We start from the raw sequence: 19,786 nt of genomic DNA on the forward strand, positions 1-19,786 counted from the left end.
GGCTCAGTCGTCTCGCTGCGCTTCGTCTTTCAGCCGGTAAACGAGATCCAGCGCTTCCCTCGGCGTCAGGGAATCCGGATCGACCGTGTCCAGCAGTGTCACAACCCGGTCTCCCGCGCCGGAATGCCCGCCGCTGTCCTCGACATCTTCCTCGACGGTCAGGGGCGCCGATGCGAACAGGGGCAGCGTTTCGGCAGATGAAGGATCCGTTTCGAGCCGCTTCAATATCTGCGCCGCACGCGACACAGCCTTCTTCGGCAGGCCGGCCAGTCTCGCCACCTGTACCCCATAGGAGCGGTCCGCGGGGCCGGGCTGTACCTCATGCAGGAAGACAAGGTCATTCTTCCACTCGCGCGCCCGCAGTGATGCATTGGCCGCGCCGGACAGATCATCCGCCAACCCGGTCAGTTCGTGATAGTGCGTGGCGAACAGCGCCCGGCAGCCATTGGTCGAGTGCAGGTGCTCAACCGCGGCCCAGGCAATGGCGAGTCCGTCCCAGGTCGAAGTGCCCCGGCCAACCTCGTCCAGGATCACGAAACTGCGGCCGGTCGCCTGGGTCAGGATCGCAGCTGTTTCCACCATCTCCACCATGAAGGTCGAGCGCCCGCGGGCGAGGTCATCCGATGCGCCGACGCGGGAGAACACGCGGTCCGCAAGCCCCACGCGGATGCTGCGTGCCGGAACGAAAAGTCCGGCCTGTGCCAGAATGACCGCCAGCGCGGCCTGACGCAGATAGGTCGACTTACCGGCCATGTTGGGCCCGGTCACCAGCAGAAGACGTGGCGCATCTTCACCACCGGCATCAAGAGTCAGGGCGTTGGCAGTAAAGCCCTGCCCGTCTTTCTTGAGCGCCGCCTCGACAACCGGGTGCCTCAAAGCATCCGCCTCGAAGACCGGGTCCACGTCAATCCGTGGGCGGACGGCATCTGCCTCCAGCGCCCATGCGCCGGTGGCGGCAGCAACATCAAGGCAGGCGATCGCCTCGGCACTGGCTGACAGGGCACGGCTGGCCGCCGACACCCGCGCAGACAGGTCTTCGAAGATGGCCAGCTCGCGCGCTTTGGTTTCTTCCTCCGCACGGGAAATACGCCCGGCCAGTTCGGCCAGCTCACTGGTCGAAAAGCGGACATTGCCCGCAAGGGTCTGCCGGTGAATGAAGGTCTCCGACCAGGGCGGCGCCATCAGCGTGTCGCCATGTCTGGCCGGGACATCGACAAAATAGCCCAGCACATTGTTGAATTTGACTTTGAGCGCAGAAATGCCGGTTTCGCTGGCGTAGCGGGCCTGCATCTCGGCGATGATCTTGCGGCTGTCTTCCCGCAGGGCCCGGACCTCATCCAAAGCAGGGTCCCACCCGGTGGCGACAAAGCCTCCATCCCGGGCGAGCGTTGGCGGGCTTTCGGTAATGGCGCGGGCCATGTCGTCTGCCAGTGCGGCAAGATCGGGCTGGCCCGAAAGGTCCAGTTGGTGACAGGCGCGTTCAATCTGTTCCGGCAACGCGCCCGCCTGTCTCAGCAGGCCGCCCCCTTCGCTTGCCGCACGAAGGGCATTGGCAATGGCCAGCAGGTCACGCGGCCCGCCCCGGCCTAGATTGAGGCGGGTCCGGGCGCGCTCCAGGTCCGGCGCCTGCCGCAACCGGGCGCGGAGATCCTCGAGCGCAGTTGTGTCGTCCACGAACCATGCGGCAGCATCCAGACGGGATTCAATTTCCGTCTTGTCCAGGGAAGGACGCGCCAGCCGCGCCGCAAGCAACCGGGCGCCGGGCGCCGTGACCGTCCGGTCGATTGTGCCGAGAAGCGACCCGTCACGCCCGCCATTCATGGCCCGGTCGATTTCGAGGCTGGCGCGGGTCGCCGGGTCGATCGAAAGGTGCCCGGACGGATCGGGCCGCCGCGGCGGGTCGAGACGGATCTCGCTGCCCGCCTGGGTCAGTTTCACATAGTCGAGCAGCAGACCGATGGCAGAGAGTTCGGTCCGGCTGAAATCCCCCAGCGCATCAATGGCGGCGATATCGAACGCCTCTTTGAGCAGCGCTTCACCCGTCTTGTGTGTTGCCGCCCGGGCCGGACGCCAGGTCACCGGGGCGGCAGATGCCGCCGTTGCCGAGATGATCGGTGGCTTGCCGCTGTCGGCGTCGGCCGCGAGCAATTCGGACAAGGGCCAGGCCATCAGCACATCCGCGAGCGCAGCCGGATCGACGGCGGCGACATCGAAGGTGCCGGTCGACACATCGCAGACCGCAATCGCCCCCTCTGCCCCGCCTGCGCCCAGCGCAATCGCGGCAAGCGCCTGCCCCTGCCGGGCGGGCAACAAGGCTTCTTCGGTCAATGTGCCGGGAGTCACGATCCGCACGATCTCGCGGTTCACGATGGCCTTGGAACCGCGCTTTTTGGCCTCCGCCGGGCTTTCGGTCTGTTCGCACACGGCAACCCGGCACCCGGCCTTGATCAGACGGGCGAGATAACCTTCTGCCGCGTGATAAGGAACACCTGCCATCGGAATGGGCTTGCCCTCATGCTCGCCGCGCGAGGTGAGGGTGATATCGAGGACCCTGGCGGCCTGAACCGCATCATCGAAGAACAATTCATAGAAGTCCCCCATGCGGAAAAACAAAAGCGCATCGGGTTGTTGCTTCTTAATGGAAAGATATTGCGCCATGAACGGTGTCGGCGCGGAAGTCTTGCTCGAAGGAGGTGATGTTGCAGTGTCAGCCATGTCGCGCGGACGCTAGCCGTTTGTCTGGGGATTCGCAAAGCATCTGGCCAGCCACGCCTGAAAGGCATGCTTTTCGGTCATTTAGGCAGTTGGCAGCCCCGTCGGCGCGGCATAGGGTCCGGCCCCAAACCTGAACCAGAACAGACCCAATGTCATGACGTCAAAGCGCCCAAGCTTCACCGACCAGGAAGCCCTCGATTTCCATTCCAAGCCGACTGCCGGCAAAATCTCCATGGCGCCGACCAAGCCCATGGGGACCCAGCGGGACCTGTCGCTGGCGTACAGCCCCGGCGTCGCCATACCGGTGCTCGCCATCGCCGAGGATGAGGACAAGGCCTACGACTATACGTCGAAGGGCAACATGGTCGCCGTTATCTCGAACGGGACCGCGATCCTCGGTCTTGGCGATCTGGGCCCGATGGCTTCCAAGCCGGTGATGGAAGGCAAGTCCGTCCTGTTCAAACGCTTTGCCGATATCGACAGTATCGATGTCGAGGTGAACACGAAGGATGCGGACGACTTCATCCGGACTGTCCGCAACATCGGCGACACCTGGGGCGGCATCAATCTCGAAGACATCGGCTCGCCGGATTGCTTCATCATCGAAAGCCGCCTGCGCGAAGAACTCGATATTCCGGTCTTCCATGACGACCAGCACGGCACGGCCATCATTGCAGCCGCCGGCCTGATCAATGCCTGCCACATCACCGGCCGTGACCTGAAAGACGTGAAAGTCGCTGTTTCCGGCGCTGGCGCCGCAGGTCTCTCCTGCGCCGGCCTGATCCGCCATCTCGGCGTGCCGGCGGAAAACATCCTCATGTGCGACTCCACCGGCGTCGTCTATGAAGGCCGCACCGAGCGGATGGACCAGTTCAAATCCGCCTTCGCCGTGAAGACCACCAAGCGGACGCTGACCGAAGCCATGGACGGAGCCGACATTTTCCTCGGCCTGTCCGCCAAGGGTGCGGTGACGGCAGACATGGTCAAGAACATGGCGCCGAACCCGATCATCTTCGCCATGGCTAATCCGGACCCGGAAATCACACCGGAAGAGATCAAGACCGTCCGCGACGATGCCATTATTGCCACCGGCCGGTCCGACTATCCGAACCAGGTCAACAATGTGCTGGGCTTCCCCTACATTTTCCGCGGCGCGCTGGATGTGCGGGCACGCAGCATCAATGAAGAGATGAAGGTCGCCGCAGCCTATGCGCTGGCCGAGCTCGCCCGCGAAGACGTGCCGGATGAAGTGGCCGCCGCCTATCACGGCTCGCGTCCGACCTTCGGCCGGGAATACATTATTCCCACCCCGTTCGACCCGCGCCTGATCTCACATGTTCCGCCCTTCGTGGCGCAGGCCGCCATGGACACCGGCGTCGCCCGCAAGCCCATCGCGGACATGGACGCCTACCGCGCCCAGCTGAAACGCCGGTCAGATCCGGCCGCCGCCTTCCTCGAAGGCGTGCAGGCCCGGTGCAAAGAAGTGCAACGCCGGATCGTGTTCGCCGAGGGCGAGGAGCCAGCTGTTGTTCGTGCCGCTTACAGCTTCAAAAACCAGGGCCTTGGCCATCCGATCCTGATCGGCCGCGAAGCCCAGGTCGAGCAAACCATGGAAATGATGGGCGTGCCTGCAGGATCGCTGGAGATCCTCAATGCCCGGCTGTCGGACAATAATCCGGTTTATACGGACATGCTGTATGCCCGGCTTCAGCGGGAAGGCTATCTCAAACGGGACGTGCAGCGCCTGGTCAACAATGACCGCAACGTGTTCGGATCCTGCATGCTCAAGAACGGCGATGCCGACGGCATGGTCACCGGGGTTACCCGCAATTACGACGTCGCGCTAAAAGACGCCCAGATGGTTCTGGACCCGATCCCGGGCCAGGCGGTTATCGGCATGTCCATGGTGATCAATCGCGGCAAGACGGTATTCATTGCCGACACCAGCGTGACCGAACTGCCGGGCGGCCCGGAGCTTGCGGACATCGCCGTTGAAGCGGCCCGCGCGGTCCAGTCGGTCGGATTTGTTCCCCGTGTGGCCTTCCTGTCCTATTCCACGTTCGGCAACCCGATGGGCGAACGTGGCGAGAAAGTCCGCGAAGCGGTCGCCATGCTCGACAAGATGGACGGCATCGAATTCGAATATGAAGGCGACATGGCAGCCGATGTGGCGCTCAATCCGAACCACTGGATGCTGTACCCCTTCTCTCGCCTGAGCGGTCCGGCCAATGTTCTGGTCATGCCGGCGATCCATGCGGCATCCATTTCGACGAAGCTTCTGGAATCGATGAGCCGCGCGACGGTCATCGGCCCGATGCTGCTGGGTCTGGAGAAGCCGGTGCAGATCGCTTCGCTGGGCGCAACGGTCGGGGACATCGTGAACCTGGCGACCATCGCCGCTTATGACGTGGACAATGTTCACGGCTGATGGCCGATTACGAAGTAGACATCTCGTCGGGTAAGGACTCGCAGCTGGCGGGGCCTGCCCCTATACTTACCCTAAGTCAGACAACCTGCAGGGAGGCCCGAGCGGCATGAAAGAGTACCTGAAATTTTACATCAACGGTGAATGGGTCGATCCCGTGACGCCGAAGACGCTCGAAGTCGAGAACCCGGCAACCGAAGAAAACTTCGCCGTGATTTCGCTGGGATCGCAGGCAGATGTCGACAAGGCCGTCGCTGCTGCCAAGGCAGCCTTCCCGGCTTTCTCGAAGACAACCGTGGAATACCGCGCCGAACTGCTCGACAAGATCGCCGCAGGGATCCAGGCACGCCTTCCGGAGCTGGCCGAAGCCGTCTCCACCGAAATGGGCGCCCCGATGTGGCTGGCCAATGCTGCGCAGGTTCCGGCGGGTATGGGCCACTTCGGCACGACCGCGGCCATTCTGCGCAACTATCAATGGGAAGAAGTGAAGGGCACCACCCTTCTCCGCAAGGAGCCGATCGGCGTTTGCGGCTTCATCACGCCCTGGAACTGGCCGATCAACCAGATCGCCTGCAAAGTGGCCCCGGCGATCGCTGCGGGCTGCACGATGGTGCTGAAGCCGTCCGAAATTGCCCCGATCGACGCAATTATCCTGACAGAGATCATGCATGAGGCCGGCGTGCCGAAAGGCGTGTTCAACCTCGTCAATGGTGACGGCCCGGGCGTCGGCGCTTCGCTCTCCGCACACCCGGATGTCGATATGATGTCGTTCACCGGCTCCACCCGCGCAGGTGTCCTGGTGGCTCAGGCCGCCGCACCGACCGTGAAACGTGTTGCCCAGGAACTCGGCGGCAAGAGCCCGAACATCGTTCTGCCCGGCGCCGACCTGAAGAAAGCCGTTTCCGGCGGCATCATCCAGATGATGACCAATTCCGGCCAGTCCTGTAACGCGCCATCCCGCATGTTCGTCCAGAAGGACCAGCAGGACGAAGCGATCGCAATCGCCAAGGCCACCGCTGAATCGGTAAAAGTGATGATGCCGGCCGAAGCCGAGCCCGGCGCCATCGGCCCGATCTCGAATGGCAACCAGTACCAGAAGGTGCAGGACCTCATTCAGAAGGGTATCGAAGAAGGCGCGACGCTCGTCGCCGGCGGCCCGGGCCGTCCGGAAGGCTTCAACAAAGGCTATTTCGCCCGCCCGACCGTGTTCGCGAATGTCACCAATGACATGACCATCGCCCGGGAAGAAATCTTCGGACCGGTCCTGGTCATGATCCCCTACGAAGACGTGGACGACGCTGTCGAAATGGCGAACGACACGGTCTACGGCCTCGCCGGTTATGTGCAGGGTCCTGAGGACGAAGCCAACAAGGTCGCCAACCGCATCCGTGCTGGCCAGATTCAGGTCAACGGTGCGCGTCCGGATTTCACGGCACCGTTCGGCGGCTACGGCCAGTCCGGCAATGGCCGCGAATGGGGCGAGGAAGGCTTTGAGGAGTTCCTGGAAGTCAAAGCGGTGATCGGCTACAAAGCGGCCTGATCCAACCTTATTCAAATGTCACGAAGGGCGGCCTGCAGGCCGCCCTTCTTTTTTGCGCGTCCATTTTTGTCAGGGTGCGCTGGCAAACCGGACGCCGTAGTTAACAGCATCGTCATCCCGTCAGCTGCGCACGATGACGTGGTTCAACTGGTGTTCAGGAACAAGGATCCATATATTAGGGTCAAATTACTGTGCACCGGAGGTACTCCCAGATGCGGAAACTTGTTCTCCCAGTTGCGATTGCAGCTCTAGCCTTGCTCGGTGCTTGCGCGACCGCGACGCCATATCAGGCCGCAATGGACTCCTCCAGCCGCGGCTATTCCGAACAGCAGATTGAAAACAACCGGTTCCGCGTCCAGTTTTCCGGCAACAGCCTGACCGACCGCAAGACCGTCGAGACCTACCTGCTCTATCGCGCCGCAGAGCTGACCAAGCTCAACGGGTATGACCATTTCCGTGTTGTACACCGCGATACGGACGCCGAGAGCCGCATGGTGCCAATCGGTGGCGGCGCCTACACGCCGTTCTACGACCACTTCTATCTCGACTATTATTATTACGGCTCGCGCGCCTCCTATTACCGTCGGCCATACGGGCCTGATCCCTTCTGGCCGCGCTGGGGTTATTACGATCCCTATTGGGGACCGGCGCAATACCGGGAATCGACCCGTTATATGGCGTCGGCAGAGATCCTGATGGGCAAAGGTCCTAAGCCGGATGACGCAGCCTATTTCGATGCGGACCAGGTTCTCATGAACCTGTCCGGCAGCATCGTACGCCCCGAAGCCTGATCTGAACCGCACATTCACTCGCCGGAAAGCCTGGCGAGTCTGGCCGCCGAAAGCCGCGGACGGGTTTCCCGTCTGACGGTTTTCTGCCGACAGGTCTGGTAATGACGGTCTGACGGGTCCAGATAGCTTTTCCCAGAAACGACCGGCTCGAAAGGCGCACGCTGTGCCTGATTCAGAAACAAAGGCGCCAGCATCCGATATGCTGCCCGACCAACCGGTGCCGGGCCGTTCGGAACTGGTGGTGATGGTGGCCGGGCTGATGGCCCTGAACGCGCTCGCCATCGACATCATGCTGCCGGCGCTGAACGAGATTGCGCATGCCGTGGGTCTGACGGCCGAAGGCGTTGAGAGCGACAACCGCCAGCAACTGATCATTTTCTCCTACATCCTCGGTTTTGGCGCTCCACAGATTTTGTGGGGACCGATCACCGACCGGTTCGGGCGCCGCGGCCCGCTCTTTGTCAGCCTGATCGGATACATCGTCATGGCGGCGCTGTGCATCACGCTGCGGGAATTCCATGCCCTGCTGGCCGCGCGTTTTGTGCAGGGCGTGTTCTCGTCCGGCGCCCGGCTGGTGGCGGTCTCGATCGTGCGCGACCTGTTTGCCGGGCGGCAGATGGCCCGGTTCATGTCCCTTGTCATGACCATCTTCATGATCATCCCGATCATCGCCCCGGCCGTCGGACAAGCCATCCTGCTGGTGGCACCGTGGGAGTGGATCTTCGGGGCACTGGTGGTTTTCGGTCTTGGCATGCTTGGCTGGACCTGGGCACGGCTGCCCGAGACCCTGCCGGCTGAAAGCCGCCGGCCGCTGAATCTCGGCAACGCGCTGGGCGCCTATGCGCAGGTGATCCGCACGCCGGTCACATTCGGCTATATGTGCGCGTCCGGCATCGTGTTTGGCGCCCTGTTCTCGTTCATCGCATCATCGGAACAGATTTTCCGCGAAGTTTTCGGACGCGGAGAAGACTTCGTCCTCTGGTTTTCCGGGATCGCAGGGATGCTTGCCGTTGCAAATTTCACCAACTCCCGGCTTGTCGAGAAAATCGGCATGCGACGGATCAGCCACACGGCCCTGTTCCTGTTCACGGCGCTGTCGGCTCTGTCGGCAGTGATCACCTATTTCGTGGGCGAAAGCCTGCTCTGGTTCTATCCCTTGTTCATCCTGACATTCGCTTGTTTCGGCCTGCTGGGGTCGAACTTTTCTGCGCTCGCCATGGAACCGCTCGGGTCGATTGCCGGCACGGCGTCCGCCGCTTACGGGTTTGCGACGACAACGGTCTCCAGCCTCATCGGCATGCTTATCGGCAGTCAGTACAATGGCAGCACCGTTCCGCTGATGCTCGGTTTTGTGGGGCTTGGCCTGTCGGCCCTCGTGATCATCCTGATCACGGAAAAGGGAAGGCTGTTCAGTTCACGTTGATCCGGCGATTGCTGCGCAGCGTGGTTTCACGGTCGCTGGACAGCGGCCTGACCTGACGCTCCAGATGCTCGATGATCTGGCCGGCGATGTCCTTGCCGGAGGCATTCTCTATGCCTTCCAGGCCGGGGGACGAATTGACCTCCAGGACCTTCGGGCCGTCCCTGGTTTGCAGCAGGTCCACCCCCGCCACACTTAGCCCCAGCACCTTTGCGGCGGCCCGCGCCGTTTCCCGTTCATCCGCTGTCAGACGAACACTGGACGCGGTGCCGCCGCGGTGCAGGTTCGAGCGGAACTCCCCCTTTTGCGCCTGCCGTTTCATGGCGCCCACCACCTTGTTGCCGATCACAAACGCCCGCACGTCCGCCCCGGCGGCTTCTTCCACGAATTCCTGAACCAGGAAGTTGGCATCAAGACCGCGGAAGGCATCGACCAGGCTCTCGGCCGCCTTGCGCGTCTCGGCCAGCACCACGCCGCGCCCCTGCGTCGAGGTCAACAGCTTCAGGACGACCGGCGCCCCATCGACCAGGCCAATCAGGTCTTTGGTGTCCTTCGGGCTGTGGGCAAACGCTGTCACCGGCATGGCGATCTTTGCCCGCGCCAGCAACTGCTGGGCCAGCAGCTTGTCGCGCGACCGGCCGATGGCCCCTGCTTCGTTGAGGCAAACCGCGCCCGTGTTCGAGAACTGGCGCAGGACCGCCATGCCATAGTCGGTAATCTTGGCGCCAATACGCGGGATCACGGCGTCGTAACGCGGCAGCGCCTGGCCGTCATAATGCACCTGCGGGTCCAATGTGCCGATCTGCATGTAGCAGCGAGCGGTATCGATCGTCTCGATGACATGCCCGCGCTTCCGCGCCGCCTCGACAAGGCGCCGGCTGGAATAATTGTTCGGCTCCCGCGTCAGCAGCGCAATACGGAGCGGACGTTTGACCGGCTTCTTCTTCGGCAAGCCCTTGTAGAGCTTGTAGGACAGCTCGGGCATGTGGAAGGACTCATTCGGGTCCACCACCATGTCCGGCTGCATCGCCCCTCGCCCGAACAGCATGCGGTACGTCATGCTTTCGCGATTGGTCAGCGTCAGCTGGATCGGCCACCTGCGGCCGCCCATCTCGACATCCGTCTCGATCACGTAACGCAGCTCGGTCTCGCCGTTGGAACTCGTCACCTCGCGCCGGTCGACCACGGGCGCAGAACAGGTGACCTCCAGCGCCGGATTGTTCGGGTCCGGCTGGATCAGGAACCGCACCTGCGGGCTGGTGACTGGGCCGAACGGCTCGATCACGCTGGCATGCAGCGCCGAGGTCTTCGCGCCTGTATCAATCTTGGCCTTGATGGCCGGCAGGCCGAGGTCTGGCAGCGCCAGCCATTCTTCCCAACCAAGTTCGAACTGAGGGCCGTCGGGCATCGTTCACGTCCTTCTGAAGAAGGACCGATTATCCGTCTTCCAACCGCCCCGCAACTCAGCCCTTCACAAGCCAGGCTTTCTCGACGATGCCCACGACGTCGCCCATGATGCCGGTGATCTTGAAATCCTTCGGCGTGTAGATGCGGGCAACCCCCATCTGGCGCAGGGCCTGAGCGTCTTCCGGCGGGATAATACCGCCGACCACGACCGGCACATTGTCGAGGCCGACCTTGCGCAGTTCGGCCAGTGTCTCGCGGACGAGATCAAGGTGGCTGCCTGACAGGATCGACAGGCCGACGACATGCGCATTGGCTTCCTTGGCCTGCGCGGCGATTTCGTTCGGCGCGAAGCGGATGCCTTCATAGACGACGTCCATGCCGACCTCGCGGCCGCGCGCGGCGATCTGCTCGGCGCCATTGGAGTGCCCGTCGAGGCCCGGCTTGCCGAGCACATAAGTCAGGCGGCGGCCCAGCGCTTCGGAGACGCGGTCAACGTCCTTGCGGACGGCTTCGGTGTCTTCATTGCTGTCGGAATTGATGACGATGGCAACCCCGGTCGGACCGCGATACTCGCCAAACACGTCACGCATGGCCTGGCCCCACTCGCCCGTGGTGACACCCGCCTTGGCGCAGGTGATGGAGGGTTCCATGATATTGGTCCCCTCTTGCGCAGCCGCTTTCAGGCCGGCCAGCGCCGCATCGACAGCGGCATTGTCGCGGTTCTTGCGCCAGGCCGTCAGTTCACGGACCTGCATCATCTCCTCAGCCGGATCGACCGTCTGGATCGCGCCATCGCCGCCGCCCAGCGGGCTCTCGGCCGTTTCGGTGTAGCGGTTCACGCCGACCACGGTGAGGTCGCCGGATTCGATTGCCTTCACACGTTCGATGTGCGCGCCGACCAGGCTCTCTTTCATAAAGTCGATGGCGTTCGTCGCTCCGCCGCGCGCGTCGATCTCGGCCAGCATCGTACGGGCGAGTTCTTTCAGCTCATTCGTCTTGCCTTCGATCACATGGCTGCCGTCGAACAGGTCTTCATATTCGAGAAGGTCTGTTTCGTAGGCGAGGACCTGTTGCAGGCGCAGCGACCATTGCTGATCCCACGGGCGCGGCAGTCCAAGCGCCTCGTTCCAGGCCGGCAGCTGCAGCGCGCGGCAACGCGCCTTCTTGGACAGCGTCACGGCCAGCGCTTCGATCAGGATGCGATAGACGTTGTTCTCCGGCTGCGGTTCGGTCAGGCCAAGCGAGTTTACCTGCACGCCATAGCGGAACAGGAGGGCTTTCGGGTCGGTGACGCCATAACGCTCCCGGCCGATATCTTCCCAGAGTTCCACAAAGGCACGCATCTTACAGAGTTCCGTAACGAAACGCACACCCGCATTCACGAAGAAAGAGATGCGACCGAATACGATCTCAAAGTCTTCTTCTGGAACTTTGCCACCCGCTTTTACGGTGTCGAGCACCGCGATTGCCGTCGCGAGGGCGTAGGCCAGTTCCTGTTCCGGCGTCGCACCTGCTTCCTGCAGGTGGTAGGAGCAGACATTCATCGGATTCCACTTCGGCACCTCGGTGTAGCACCAGGTGACCATGTCCGAGATCAGCTTCATCGACGGCTCGGGCGGGAACACATACGTCCCGCGCGAGAGGTATTCCTTGACGATATCGTTCTGGGTCGTGCCCCGCAGCTTGCCGCGATCATCGCCGCGCTCGTCGGCCAGCGCGACATAAAGCGCGAGCATCCAGGACGCCGGCGCATTGATCGTCATCGACGTGTTCATCTGCTCCAGCGGCAATTCGGCCATGAGCTCCCGCATGTCGCCGAGATGCTTGACCGGAACGCCGACCTTGCCGACTTCGCCGCGCGCCAGAATGTGGTCGGCGTCATAAGCTGTCTGCGTGGGCAGGTCGAAAGCGATGGACAGGCCCGTCTGGCCTTTGCCCAAATTCATCCGATACAGCTCATTCGACTTTTTCGCGGTCGAATGGCCGGCATAGGTGCGGAAGATCCACGGCCGGTCGGGGGCGTGCTGGAAAGAAGTCTGAGTATCGGCCATGGGGCAAGCGCCTCCCAACGCTGGATTTTATGTTGCGGCGCAACATGCCCTCCGGAAACCCAGCTGACAAGACACAGGATGGAGCGTCTTGCGGCCGCAGGCGGGCAGGGCCACATTCACCCCATGATACACGTTTCCCCCGGCGGCCCCACAGAGGGATTTTCACCCGGCTCAATGCAGCTCGCACTGCGCTTGCGTCTCGCGGCACTGGTCGCCTTTCCCGCAGCAGCGGCCCTGTCTGCCGTCATGCAGCGCAGCTTCCTTGTTCTGTTGTTACTGGCAGGCGGGATGATGCTGGTCTCCTGGGTGGAACGCATCCGCTTCCTGCGTGCCGCCGGAGAAACCCGCATGCCGGATCCCGGGGCCTTCTGGCCGGGCTTCGCCGCGCGAACAGGCCTGTTACTGGGCATCTTCATCATCACACTCGGCATACTCGCCCTCTTCCGGGACACGTCCCTCGCCCGCGGATTCGGCTGGCCGGACCTGTTGATCGGCGGGGGCACGACATTGGCGGTCTACCTGATGAACCTTGCCAGTGCCCGCCTGGCAGTCGGGCAGGCCAACATCGTGGCCACACAACTGAACGCCTCGTTCACCTCCCGGAACCAACCGGACGACGGGCCCGACGATATTATCGAGGGCGAGTTTACCGCACCGGACGAACGCTGAAGCCGCGATCAAAAACGCTCCCCAACCGCCTCAATTCAGGCTATGAGGCGCGGCCCTTTCGGAGCTTGGCGACCCATGATCGACATTATCGGCACTATCGCAGCGGTCCTGACAACGCTGTCCTTCGTTCCTCAGGCCGTACTGGTTATCCGCACCCGGCGCACGGAGGGCATTTCCCTCGCCATGTACGCCATGTTTACGGCCGGTGTGGCCGCGTGGCTGATCTACGGCATTTCACTCGGCGCGATGCCGATCATCATTGCCAATGTGGTGACGCTGGCGCTCGCCAGCATCATTCTCACCATCAAGATCCGGTCAGTCTTGCCGGCTCAGCCCAGCGCCCAGGGCGCCACCGCGGCAACATCGGCCCCCATCGCCTCATAATAGAGACGCTGGATCCGCCGGGTCACCGGGCCAGGCTTCCCGTCTCCAATCGGCTTGCCATCCAGCGCAACGACCGGGGCAACGATCGCGCCGGACGAGGTCGTGAACACTTCCTTCGCTGAGGCAGCCTCTTCCGGCGTAAAGGCGCGCTCGACCATTTCGAGTCCGCTCGCCGCAAGAAGAGAGGCGACCCCCGCCCGGGTGATGCCCGGAAGGATCGAATGGGAGAGCTCGCGCGTGATCAACCGTCCTTCGGCGTCAACGATCCAGGCATTCGCCGAGGCGGCCTCGGTCACCAGCCCGTCTTCGATCATGAAGGCCGTTTCCGCGCCAGCTTCACGTGCGGCGCGGTACGCCAGCGCCTGAGAAAGGAGCTGCACGGTCTTCATGTCGCGCCGCTTCCAGCGCGTATCGCCCAGAGTGATCGCCTTTATCCCCTCCCGGGCCAGATCGCCAATCAGCGGACGGGCGTCGGCGTAAAGAAATACAGTTGGCGAAAAGGTCTCCGGACCGGCGAAATCGCGCATGCCATACGCCCCGCCCGTCACCTCAAGATAGACCAGCCCTTCTTCCACTCCGTTCTTGTCGACGAGTTCCGAATGGATTTCGGCCCATTGCTCATCACTGTAGGGATTGGGGATGGATATGCCCTCCAACGTGCGCCGGAGACGTGAAAGATGCCCCTCCATGTCGATGAAGCGACCATCATATACCGATGTCACTTCATACGCGGCATGGGCAAACAGAAACCCCCGGTCGAACGGGGAAATCGTTGCATCCTCAACAGGACAGAAATTTCCGCTCAGATAGACAGTCCGGCCGATTGTCATTTTTATCACGCTCCTCACGCTTGATATTGTGCACCGCAACAAAACAACTTGCATCACGGCAACCATGACGCCAAGGTGGCGCGCGCCGAGGGCCTTGTGAAGCTGCACCAAGATCGCACCACCGGGTTTTTCGCAGACAGTACAAAGGAGGAGGGCATTCCGCCATGAGCCGGGAAGTCAAAGACATTTATGAGTTGGGCGAGATTCCGCCCGAGTTCCATGTTCCGAAAATGATGTACGCCTGGGCGATCCGCCGGGAACGTCACGGCCGGCCATCAACTGCGATGCAACTGGAACAAGTGCCCGTGCCGGAAATCGATTCCGATGAAGTGCTGGTGCTCGTGATGGCTGCGGGCGTGAACTACAACGGCATCTGGGCCGCCCTGGGCGAACCTGTGTCCGTGTTCGACGTTCACAAGCAGGACTATCACATTGCCGGGTCTGACGCCGCAGGCATCGTCTGGGCCGTTGGCCGCAAGGTGAAGCGCGTGAAGCCCGGCGACGAAGTCGTCATTCACTGCAACCAGGACGATGGCGACGATGAGGAATGCAATGGCGGCGATCCCATGTTCTCGCCGTCGCAGCGGATCTGGGGCTATGAGACGCCGGACGGCTCGTTCGCACAGTTCTGCCGCGTTCAGGCCCGCCAGTGCATGCCGCGCCCGAAGCACCTGACCTGGGAAGAAAGCGCCTGCTACACGCTGACGCTCGCAACCGCTTACCGCATGCTGTTCGGCCACCGTCCGCACATCGTGAAGCCGGCCGACAACGTCCTCGTCTGGGGCGCCTCGGGTGGCCTTGGCAGTTTCGGTGTCCAGCTCTGTGCCGTGACCGGCGCGAACGCGATCGGCGTCGTCTCCAGCGACGACAAGAAGGAACACGTGCTGAGCCTCGGTGCGAAAGGCGTGCTGAACCGCAAGGACTTCAATTGCTGGGGCCAGCTGCCAACCGTGAACGGTCCGGAATTCAAGGACTATATGCGCGAGAGCCGCAAATTCGGCAAAGCGCTCTGGGAGATCACCGGCAACAAGGATGTCGACATCGTGTTCGAACACCCTGGCGAGTCGACCTTCCCGGTCTCGGTCTTCGTGGTGAAACGCGGCGGCATGGTGGTGATCTGTGCCGGGACCACCGGCTTCAACCTGACCATGGATGCGCGTTTCCTCTGGATGCGCCAGAAACGCGTTCAGGGCAGCCACTTTGCCAACCTGAAACAGGCCTCCGCCGCCAACGACCTGGTCATCAACCGGCGTATCGACCCGGGCATGTCCGAAGTCTTCCCGTGGGAAGACATTCCGGCTGCGCACGAGAAGATGCTGGATAACAAGCACCTGCCGGGCAACATGGCTGTGCTGGTGACGTCTCCGAAGCCGGGCCTGCGCACGGTGGAAGACATTCTTGCCGTGAACGGCCAGGCCAGCTGATCATGCTGAGCCGCGCTTTTGCGGAAGAATTTGCCAATGACTGGCTGTCGGCATGGAACGACAGGGATATCGACCGTATCCTGTCGCACTATGCCGACGACGTCGTCTTCCACAGCCCGCGCATCGCGCTGGTGATGGACAATGACGCGGCCACCATTCACGGCAAGAAAGCGCTGCAGACCTACTGGACCGAGGCCCTTTCAAGGGCCCGGTCCCTGTTCTTTGCGATCGACAATGTTTTGGTCGGCTCCGACGCCGTGACCATTCTCTATACGAACCATCGTGAAGAGAAGGTCGCGGAGACCTTCATCTTCAATGAAGACAGTGAAGTCGCTGTCTCGATCGCGACCTACGCCCCGGCCTAGCCCTCGAACGGGTCGCGCATGAGGATGACGTCTTCGCGTTCCGGGCTGGTGGAGACGAGGGCGCAGGGCTTGCCGACGAGTTCTTCCAGCCGGCGGACATATTTCACGGCCTCGGCCGGCAGGTCCGCCCAGGAGCGCGCGCCAGCGGTCGAGCCTTGCCAGCCCTGCATGGTCTCATAGACCGGCTCCACGGCTGCCTGGTCGGTCAGGCCGGCGGGATAGTAGTCGATCTTCTGACCGTTCAGCCTGTAAGCGACGCAGACCTTGATCTCGTCGAACCCGTCCAGCACATCCAGCTTGGTCAGCGCGAGCCCGTTGACGCCGGAGGTGGCACAGGCCTGACGCACCATGACGCTGTCGAACCAGCCGCAGCGGCGCGCCCGGCCGGTGTTCACGCCAACTTCACGCCCAACCGTGCCCAGACGCTCACCGATCTCATTGTCCTGCTCCGTCGGGAACGGGCCAGCCCCGACGCGGGTCGTATAGGCCTTGGCAAGGCCCAGAACATAGGAAATCGCACCCGGCCCGACGCCCGAGCCCGCGGACGCATTCCCGGCGACGACATTGGAGGATGTCACGAACGGATAGGTGCCGTGGTCGACATCCAGCATTACGCCCTGCGCGCCTTCGAAAAGGATCCGCTTGCCGGCCTTCACCTGCTCATCCAGCAGCTTCCAGACCGGCTGGGCATAGGCCAGCACTTTCGGGGCGATTTCCAACAGGTCGGCCTTCAGCTTCGCACCATCCGGTTCCGGCAGGTCGAGCCCGGCGCGCAGCGGCCGGTGATGGGCCAGAAGGCGCTCGATCTTCAGATCCAGGGCTGCAGGATCAGCCAGGTCGGCCACGCGAATGGCGCGGCGGCCAACACGGTCTTCATAGGCCGGGCCGATGCCGCGCTTGGTCGTGCCGATCTGGGCGGCGCCCAGCGCGCCCTCACGGGCCGCATCGATGTCCTTGTGCCAAGGCAGGATCAGGGCCGCATTATCGGCGAGAACAAGCGTTTCGGGAGAGACTTCGACGCCTTGCGCCTGAATGCCCTCGATCTCGGTCAGCATGTGCCAGGGGTCGACCACAACCCCGTTTCCGATAACCGAAAGCTTGCCGCCCCGCACAAGGCCTGACGGCAGCAGCGCCAGTTTGAAGACCTTGCCGTCGATCACCAGTGTGTGGCCGGCATTGTGCCCGCCCTGGAACCGGACAACCACATCCGCCCGGCTGGAAAGCCAGTCGACGATCTTGCCCTTGCCTTCGTCGCCCCATTGGGCGCCTACGACCACTACACCAGCCATGTGCCGCTCCTGTTCAGTCCGCGGCGACAAGGGCAGGATTCAGAGCAGAAAAGCAAGGGGCCTTTGGCCGCGCCGCTAGTCGAAACTGTAGCTGACACGCACGCCGACATTATCGAGGCCCTGATTGCGGCCATTGCCGAGCACCTGGCCGTGGCTGAGGTGTTCGTACATCACCTCCACGCCCCACACCTCGTTGATGTCGTGGTGCAGGCCGAGTGTCGTGCGGAAAAGGTCGCGGGAGCCGAGCAGCACATGCTTCTCGGTAAAGGCCAGGCTGCGCGGATCACCGTCCGGATATGGGCTGGCCAGTTCCCCGTCATGGATCACATAACCAACGCTCGGCTCGAACTGCCAGGTTTTCGTAATCGGGAACGACCAGCGCAGGCCAGCGCCGCCGAAACTGGTCTCACCCTGGAAGTTGCCGCTGGCCATGAGGTAGGGCTTGGGACTCCAGATGAAGCCCAGAAAATCCGGGGAACCGAAGAGGATTTCGCCATTCACGCTCTGGCCCGCTTCCTTGTGGGCGTTATCGCAATCGAGCACGCAAACATTCTCCTGCATGACGCCAAGGCGAATCTCGCTGACCAGGTCGGCAGAGGCCGGGCCGGCAAATGCGGCAGCCGCGGTCACGCTGGCAAGAAGGTAACGGCGCATGTAATCTCCCTGTAACATTACAGGCGAGTAAGGGGGCGCAGACTCGCCCGTCAAGCGTCGACGCGCCTCCTCACGGTAATTTGCAGGGACAGGTAACCAGACCCGCGCCCTACCCCTACCCATAATGGAAAACGGGCGGCCCTGGGGGACCGCCCGTCCTTGAAATAAAGAATCAGGCTTGCGGCCTGAAACAGGTCAGAAGGTCAGCACCTTGGCATAGCGAACCTGTGGCAGGGCGTTCAGCTTTTCGATCATGCCTCCGCTCGGCGTCGAGTCGATCCCGATGAGGGCGATCGCCTCATCCCCAGCCGTCGTGCGGCCGAGGTGGAAGGTGGCGATATTGATCTTCTCTTCGCCCAGCATCTGGCCCAGCGCACCGATGAAGCCTGGCTGGTCGAGATTGTTCACATACAGCATGACCGGCGCGAAATCGCCTTCCAGCGCCATGCCCTTGACCTCGACGATCCGCGGCTTGCCAGCGATCAGCGTCCCGGCCAGCGTGCGCCAGCCACCTTCCGCCGAATTCTTTGTCGCCTTGGTCTTCACCTTGACGCGGACCAGACTGTCATAGACCGGGCTGTCCTCGGTCTTGGTTTCGGTCAGCTTCACACCGCTGTCGGCAAGCACCGCCGGGGCCGAGACCATGTTGACGTCGCCGCGTGAGGCACGAAGCAGCCCTGCGAGCAGCGCCGCGGTCAGTGGCTTGCGGTTAAGGTCGGAGACCTCGCCCTCATACTCGATGACCACTTCTTCGTATCCGAAGTCGGAAATCTGGCCGGCAAACGAGCCGAGCTTCTCGGCCAGCGCCGCGAACGGCTTGATCCGGGGGGCTTCTTCCGCCGTGATCGACGGCATGTTGAGCGCGTTGGTGACCGCACCGGACAGGAGATAGTCCGACATCTGTTCGGCCACCTGAAGGGCAACGTTCTCCTGCGCTTCGGCCGTCGCGGCGCCGAGGTGCGGCGTGGCGATGAAGTTCGGCGCTCCGAAAAGCACGTTCTCCTTGGCCGGCTCTTCGGCAAACACGTCGAAGGCCGCAGCGGAGATGTGCCCGCTTTCCAGAAGGTCTTTCGTTGCGGCCTCGTCCACCAGGCCGCCGCGTGCGCAATTGACGATAATCACGCCCTTCTTGGTCTTTGCCAGGTTGTCCCGGCTGAGGACGTTCTTCGTTTGCTCTGTCAACGGAACATGCAGCGTGATGACGTCGGCCCGCTCAAGCAGGTCTTCGAGCTCCACCTTCTCGACGCCGAGCTCCACAGCCCGTTCTTCCGTCAGGAACGGGTCATAGGCGGCGACTTTCATTTTCAGGCCGATCGCCCGCTCGGCGACACGGCTGCCGATATTGCCGCAGCCGATCAGGCCAAGCGTCTTGTAGGAGACTTCCGTGCCCATGAAGTCTTTCTTGGGCCACTCCCCTGCCTGGGTCCGGGCATTGGCTGCCGGGATCTGCCGGGCCGCCGCGAACATCATGGCGATGGCGTGTTCCGCGGTTGTGATGGCGTTGCCGAATGGCGTGTTCATCACCACAACGCCTTTGGCGGTCGCGGCCTTGATGTCGATATTGTCGACACCGATCCCGGCCCGGCCGATGACTTTGAGATTATCGGCGGCCGCGATCACGTCCGCGTCCGGCTTGCAGGCAGACCGCACGGCCAGGCCGTCATATTGCGGAATGATCTCGATCAGCTCTTCCTTTGAGAGGCCAACCTTGATGTCGGTTTCGATACCGCGCGTGGTGAAGACAGCCACGGCGGCGGCGCTGAGTTTGTCAGCAATCAGTACTTTAGGCATTTTGTTTTCCTTTGCTCGCGGCTCTTGCGGG

Annotated in this window: 15 protein-coding genes; 8 read left to right on the top strand and 7 right to left on the bottom strand. The window is 62.5% G+C overall.

The window, feature by feature from the left end:
• Positions 1-3: 3 nt before the first annotated feature.
• A complete protein-coding gene (gene mutS / locus HAD_RS02385; RefSeq protein WP_035569211.1) occupies positions 4-2,715 on the bottom strand; it encodes a DNA mismatch repair protein MutS in 2,712 nt (903 codons plus the stop codon).
• A 154-nt stretch (positions 2,716-2,869) separates the two neighbouring features.
• Between mutS and HAD_RS02390 the strand changes: the two genes are divergently transcribed.
• The 4 genes from HAD_RS02390 to HAD_RS02405 all read left to right on the top strand — a co-directional run bounded on the left by HAD_RS02390 (position 2,870) and on the right by HAD_RS02405 (position 8,894).
• A complete protein-coding gene (locus HAD_RS02390) occupies positions 2,870-5,143 on the top strand; it encodes an NADP-dependent malic enzyme (protein ID WP_035569212.1) in 2,274 nt (757 codons plus the stop codon).
• A 106-nt stretch (positions 5,144-5,249) separates the two neighbouring features.
• Positions 5,250-6,680, top strand: a complete 1,431-nt coding sequence (locus HAD_RS02395) for an aldehyde dehydrogenase family protein (RefSeq protein ID WP_035569215.1) — start codon at positions 5,250-5,252, stop codon at positions 6,678-6,680.
• Positions 6,681-6,892: 212 nt separating this feature from the next.
• The gene (locus HAD_RS02400; RefSeq protein WP_035569217.1) at positions 6,893-7,471 is read left to right on the top strand and encodes a CC0125/CC1285 family lipoprotein; all 579 of its coding nucleotides are present in this window, start codon (positions 6,893-6,895) and stop codon (positions 7,469-7,471) included.
• Positions 7,472-7,670: 199 nt separating this feature from the next.
• Entirely contained in the window at positions 7,671-8,894 is a 1,224-nt protein-coding gene (locus tag HAD_RS02405) for a multidrug effflux MFS transporter (RefSeq protein WP_035569219.1), read from the top strand.
• On the opposite strand, the gene rimK is transcribed toward HAD_RS02405, so the two are convergent.
• Complete coding sequence (gene rimK / locus HAD_RS02410; protein WP_035569221.1) at positions 8,881-10,299, bottom strand: 30S ribosomal protein S6--L-glutamate ligase; 1,419 nt, start codon at positions 10,297-10,299, stop codon at positions 8,881-8,883. The two genes, HAD_RS02405 and rimK, sit on opposite strands and share 14 nt — an antisense overlap.
• A 55-nt stretch (positions 10,300-10,354) precedes the next feature.
• Positions 10,355-12,349 carry a protein meaA gene (locus tag HAD_RS02415; RefSeq protein ID WP_035569223.1) on the bottom strand — a complete coding sequence of 665 codons (1,995 nt, stop codon included), beginning with the start codon at positions 12,347-12,349 and terminating at the stop codon, positions 10,355-10,357.
• Positions 12,350-12,523: 174 nt separating this feature from the next.
• On the opposite strand from HAD_RS02415, the gene HAD_RS02420 reads away from it, so the two are divergent.
• Complete coding sequence (locus HAD_RS02420; protein WP_035569225.1) at positions 12,524-13,018, top strand: hypothetical protein; 495 nt, start codon at positions 12,524-12,526, stop codon at positions 13,016-13,018.
• A 75-nt stretch (positions 13,019-13,093) separates the two neighbouring features.
• The gene (locus HAD_RS02425) at positions 13,094-13,402 is read left to right on the top strand and encodes a SemiSWEET transporter (RefSeq protein WP_051595865.1); all 309 of its coding nucleotides are present in this window, start codon (positions 13,094-13,096) and stop codon (positions 13,400-13,402) included.
• Here HAD_RS02425 and HAD_RS02430 read toward each other — a convergent pair.
• Entirely contained in the window at positions 13,348-14,232 is an 885-nt protein-coding gene (locus HAD_RS02430) for an aminotransferase class IV (protein WP_199285838.1), read from the bottom strand. The genes HAD_RS02425 and HAD_RS02430 overlap by 55 nt on opposite strands.
• 164 nt (positions 14,233-14,396) lie before the next feature.
• Here HAD_RS02430 and ccrA point away from each other — a divergent pair, with 164 nt between their 5' ends.
• Together ccrA and HAD_RS02440 are read left to right on the top strand one after the other, a co-directional pair.
• Positions 14,397-15,656, top strand: a complete 1,260-nt coding sequence (gene ccrA / locus HAD_RS02435) for a crotonyl-CoA carboxylase/reductase (protein WP_035569227.1) — start codon at positions 14,397-14,399, stop codon at positions 15,654-15,656.
• Between the two features lie 2 nt (positions 15,657-15,658).
• On the top strand, positions 15,659-16,021 hold the full coding sequence (locus HAD_RS02440) for a nuclear transport factor 2 family protein (protein ID WP_035569229.1): 363 nt from the start codon (positions 15,659-15,661) through the stop codon (positions 16,019-16,021).
• On the opposite strand, the gene HAD_RS02445 is transcribed toward HAD_RS02440, so the two are convergent.
• The 3 genes from HAD_RS02445 to serA all read right to left on the bottom strand — a co-directional run bounded on the left by HAD_RS02445 (position 16,018) and on the right by serA (position 19,755).
• The gene (locus tag HAD_RS02445; RefSeq protein ID WP_035569230.1) at positions 16,018-17,310 is read right to left on the bottom strand and encodes an adenylosuccinate synthase; all 1,293 of its coding nucleotides are present in this window, start codon (positions 17,308-17,310) and stop codon (positions 16,018-16,020) included. The genes HAD_RS02440 and HAD_RS02445 overlap by 4 nt on opposite strands.
• A gap of 75 nt (positions 17,311-17,385) precedes the next feature.
• On the bottom strand, positions 17,386-17,964 hold the full coding sequence (locus HAD_RS02450) for an acyloxyacyl hydrolase (protein ID WP_035569232.1): 579 nt from the start codon (positions 17,962-17,964) through the stop codon (positions 17,386-17,388).
• 195 nt (positions 17,965-18,159) lie between these two features.
• On the bottom strand, positions 18,160-19,755 hold the full coding sequence (gene serA / locus HAD_RS02455; RefSeq protein WP_035569234.1) for a phosphoglycerate dehydrogenase: 1,596 nt from the start codon (positions 19,753-19,755) through the stop codon (positions 18,160-18,162).
• Positions 19,756-19,786 lie beyond the last annotated feature (31 nt).

It is taken from the genome of Hyphomonas adhaerens MHS-3 (assembly GCF_000685235.1).
Taxonomy (GTDB): domain Bacteria; phylum Pseudomonadota; class Alphaproteobacteria; order Caulobacterales; family Hyphomonadaceae; genus Hyphomonas; species Hyphomonas adhaerens.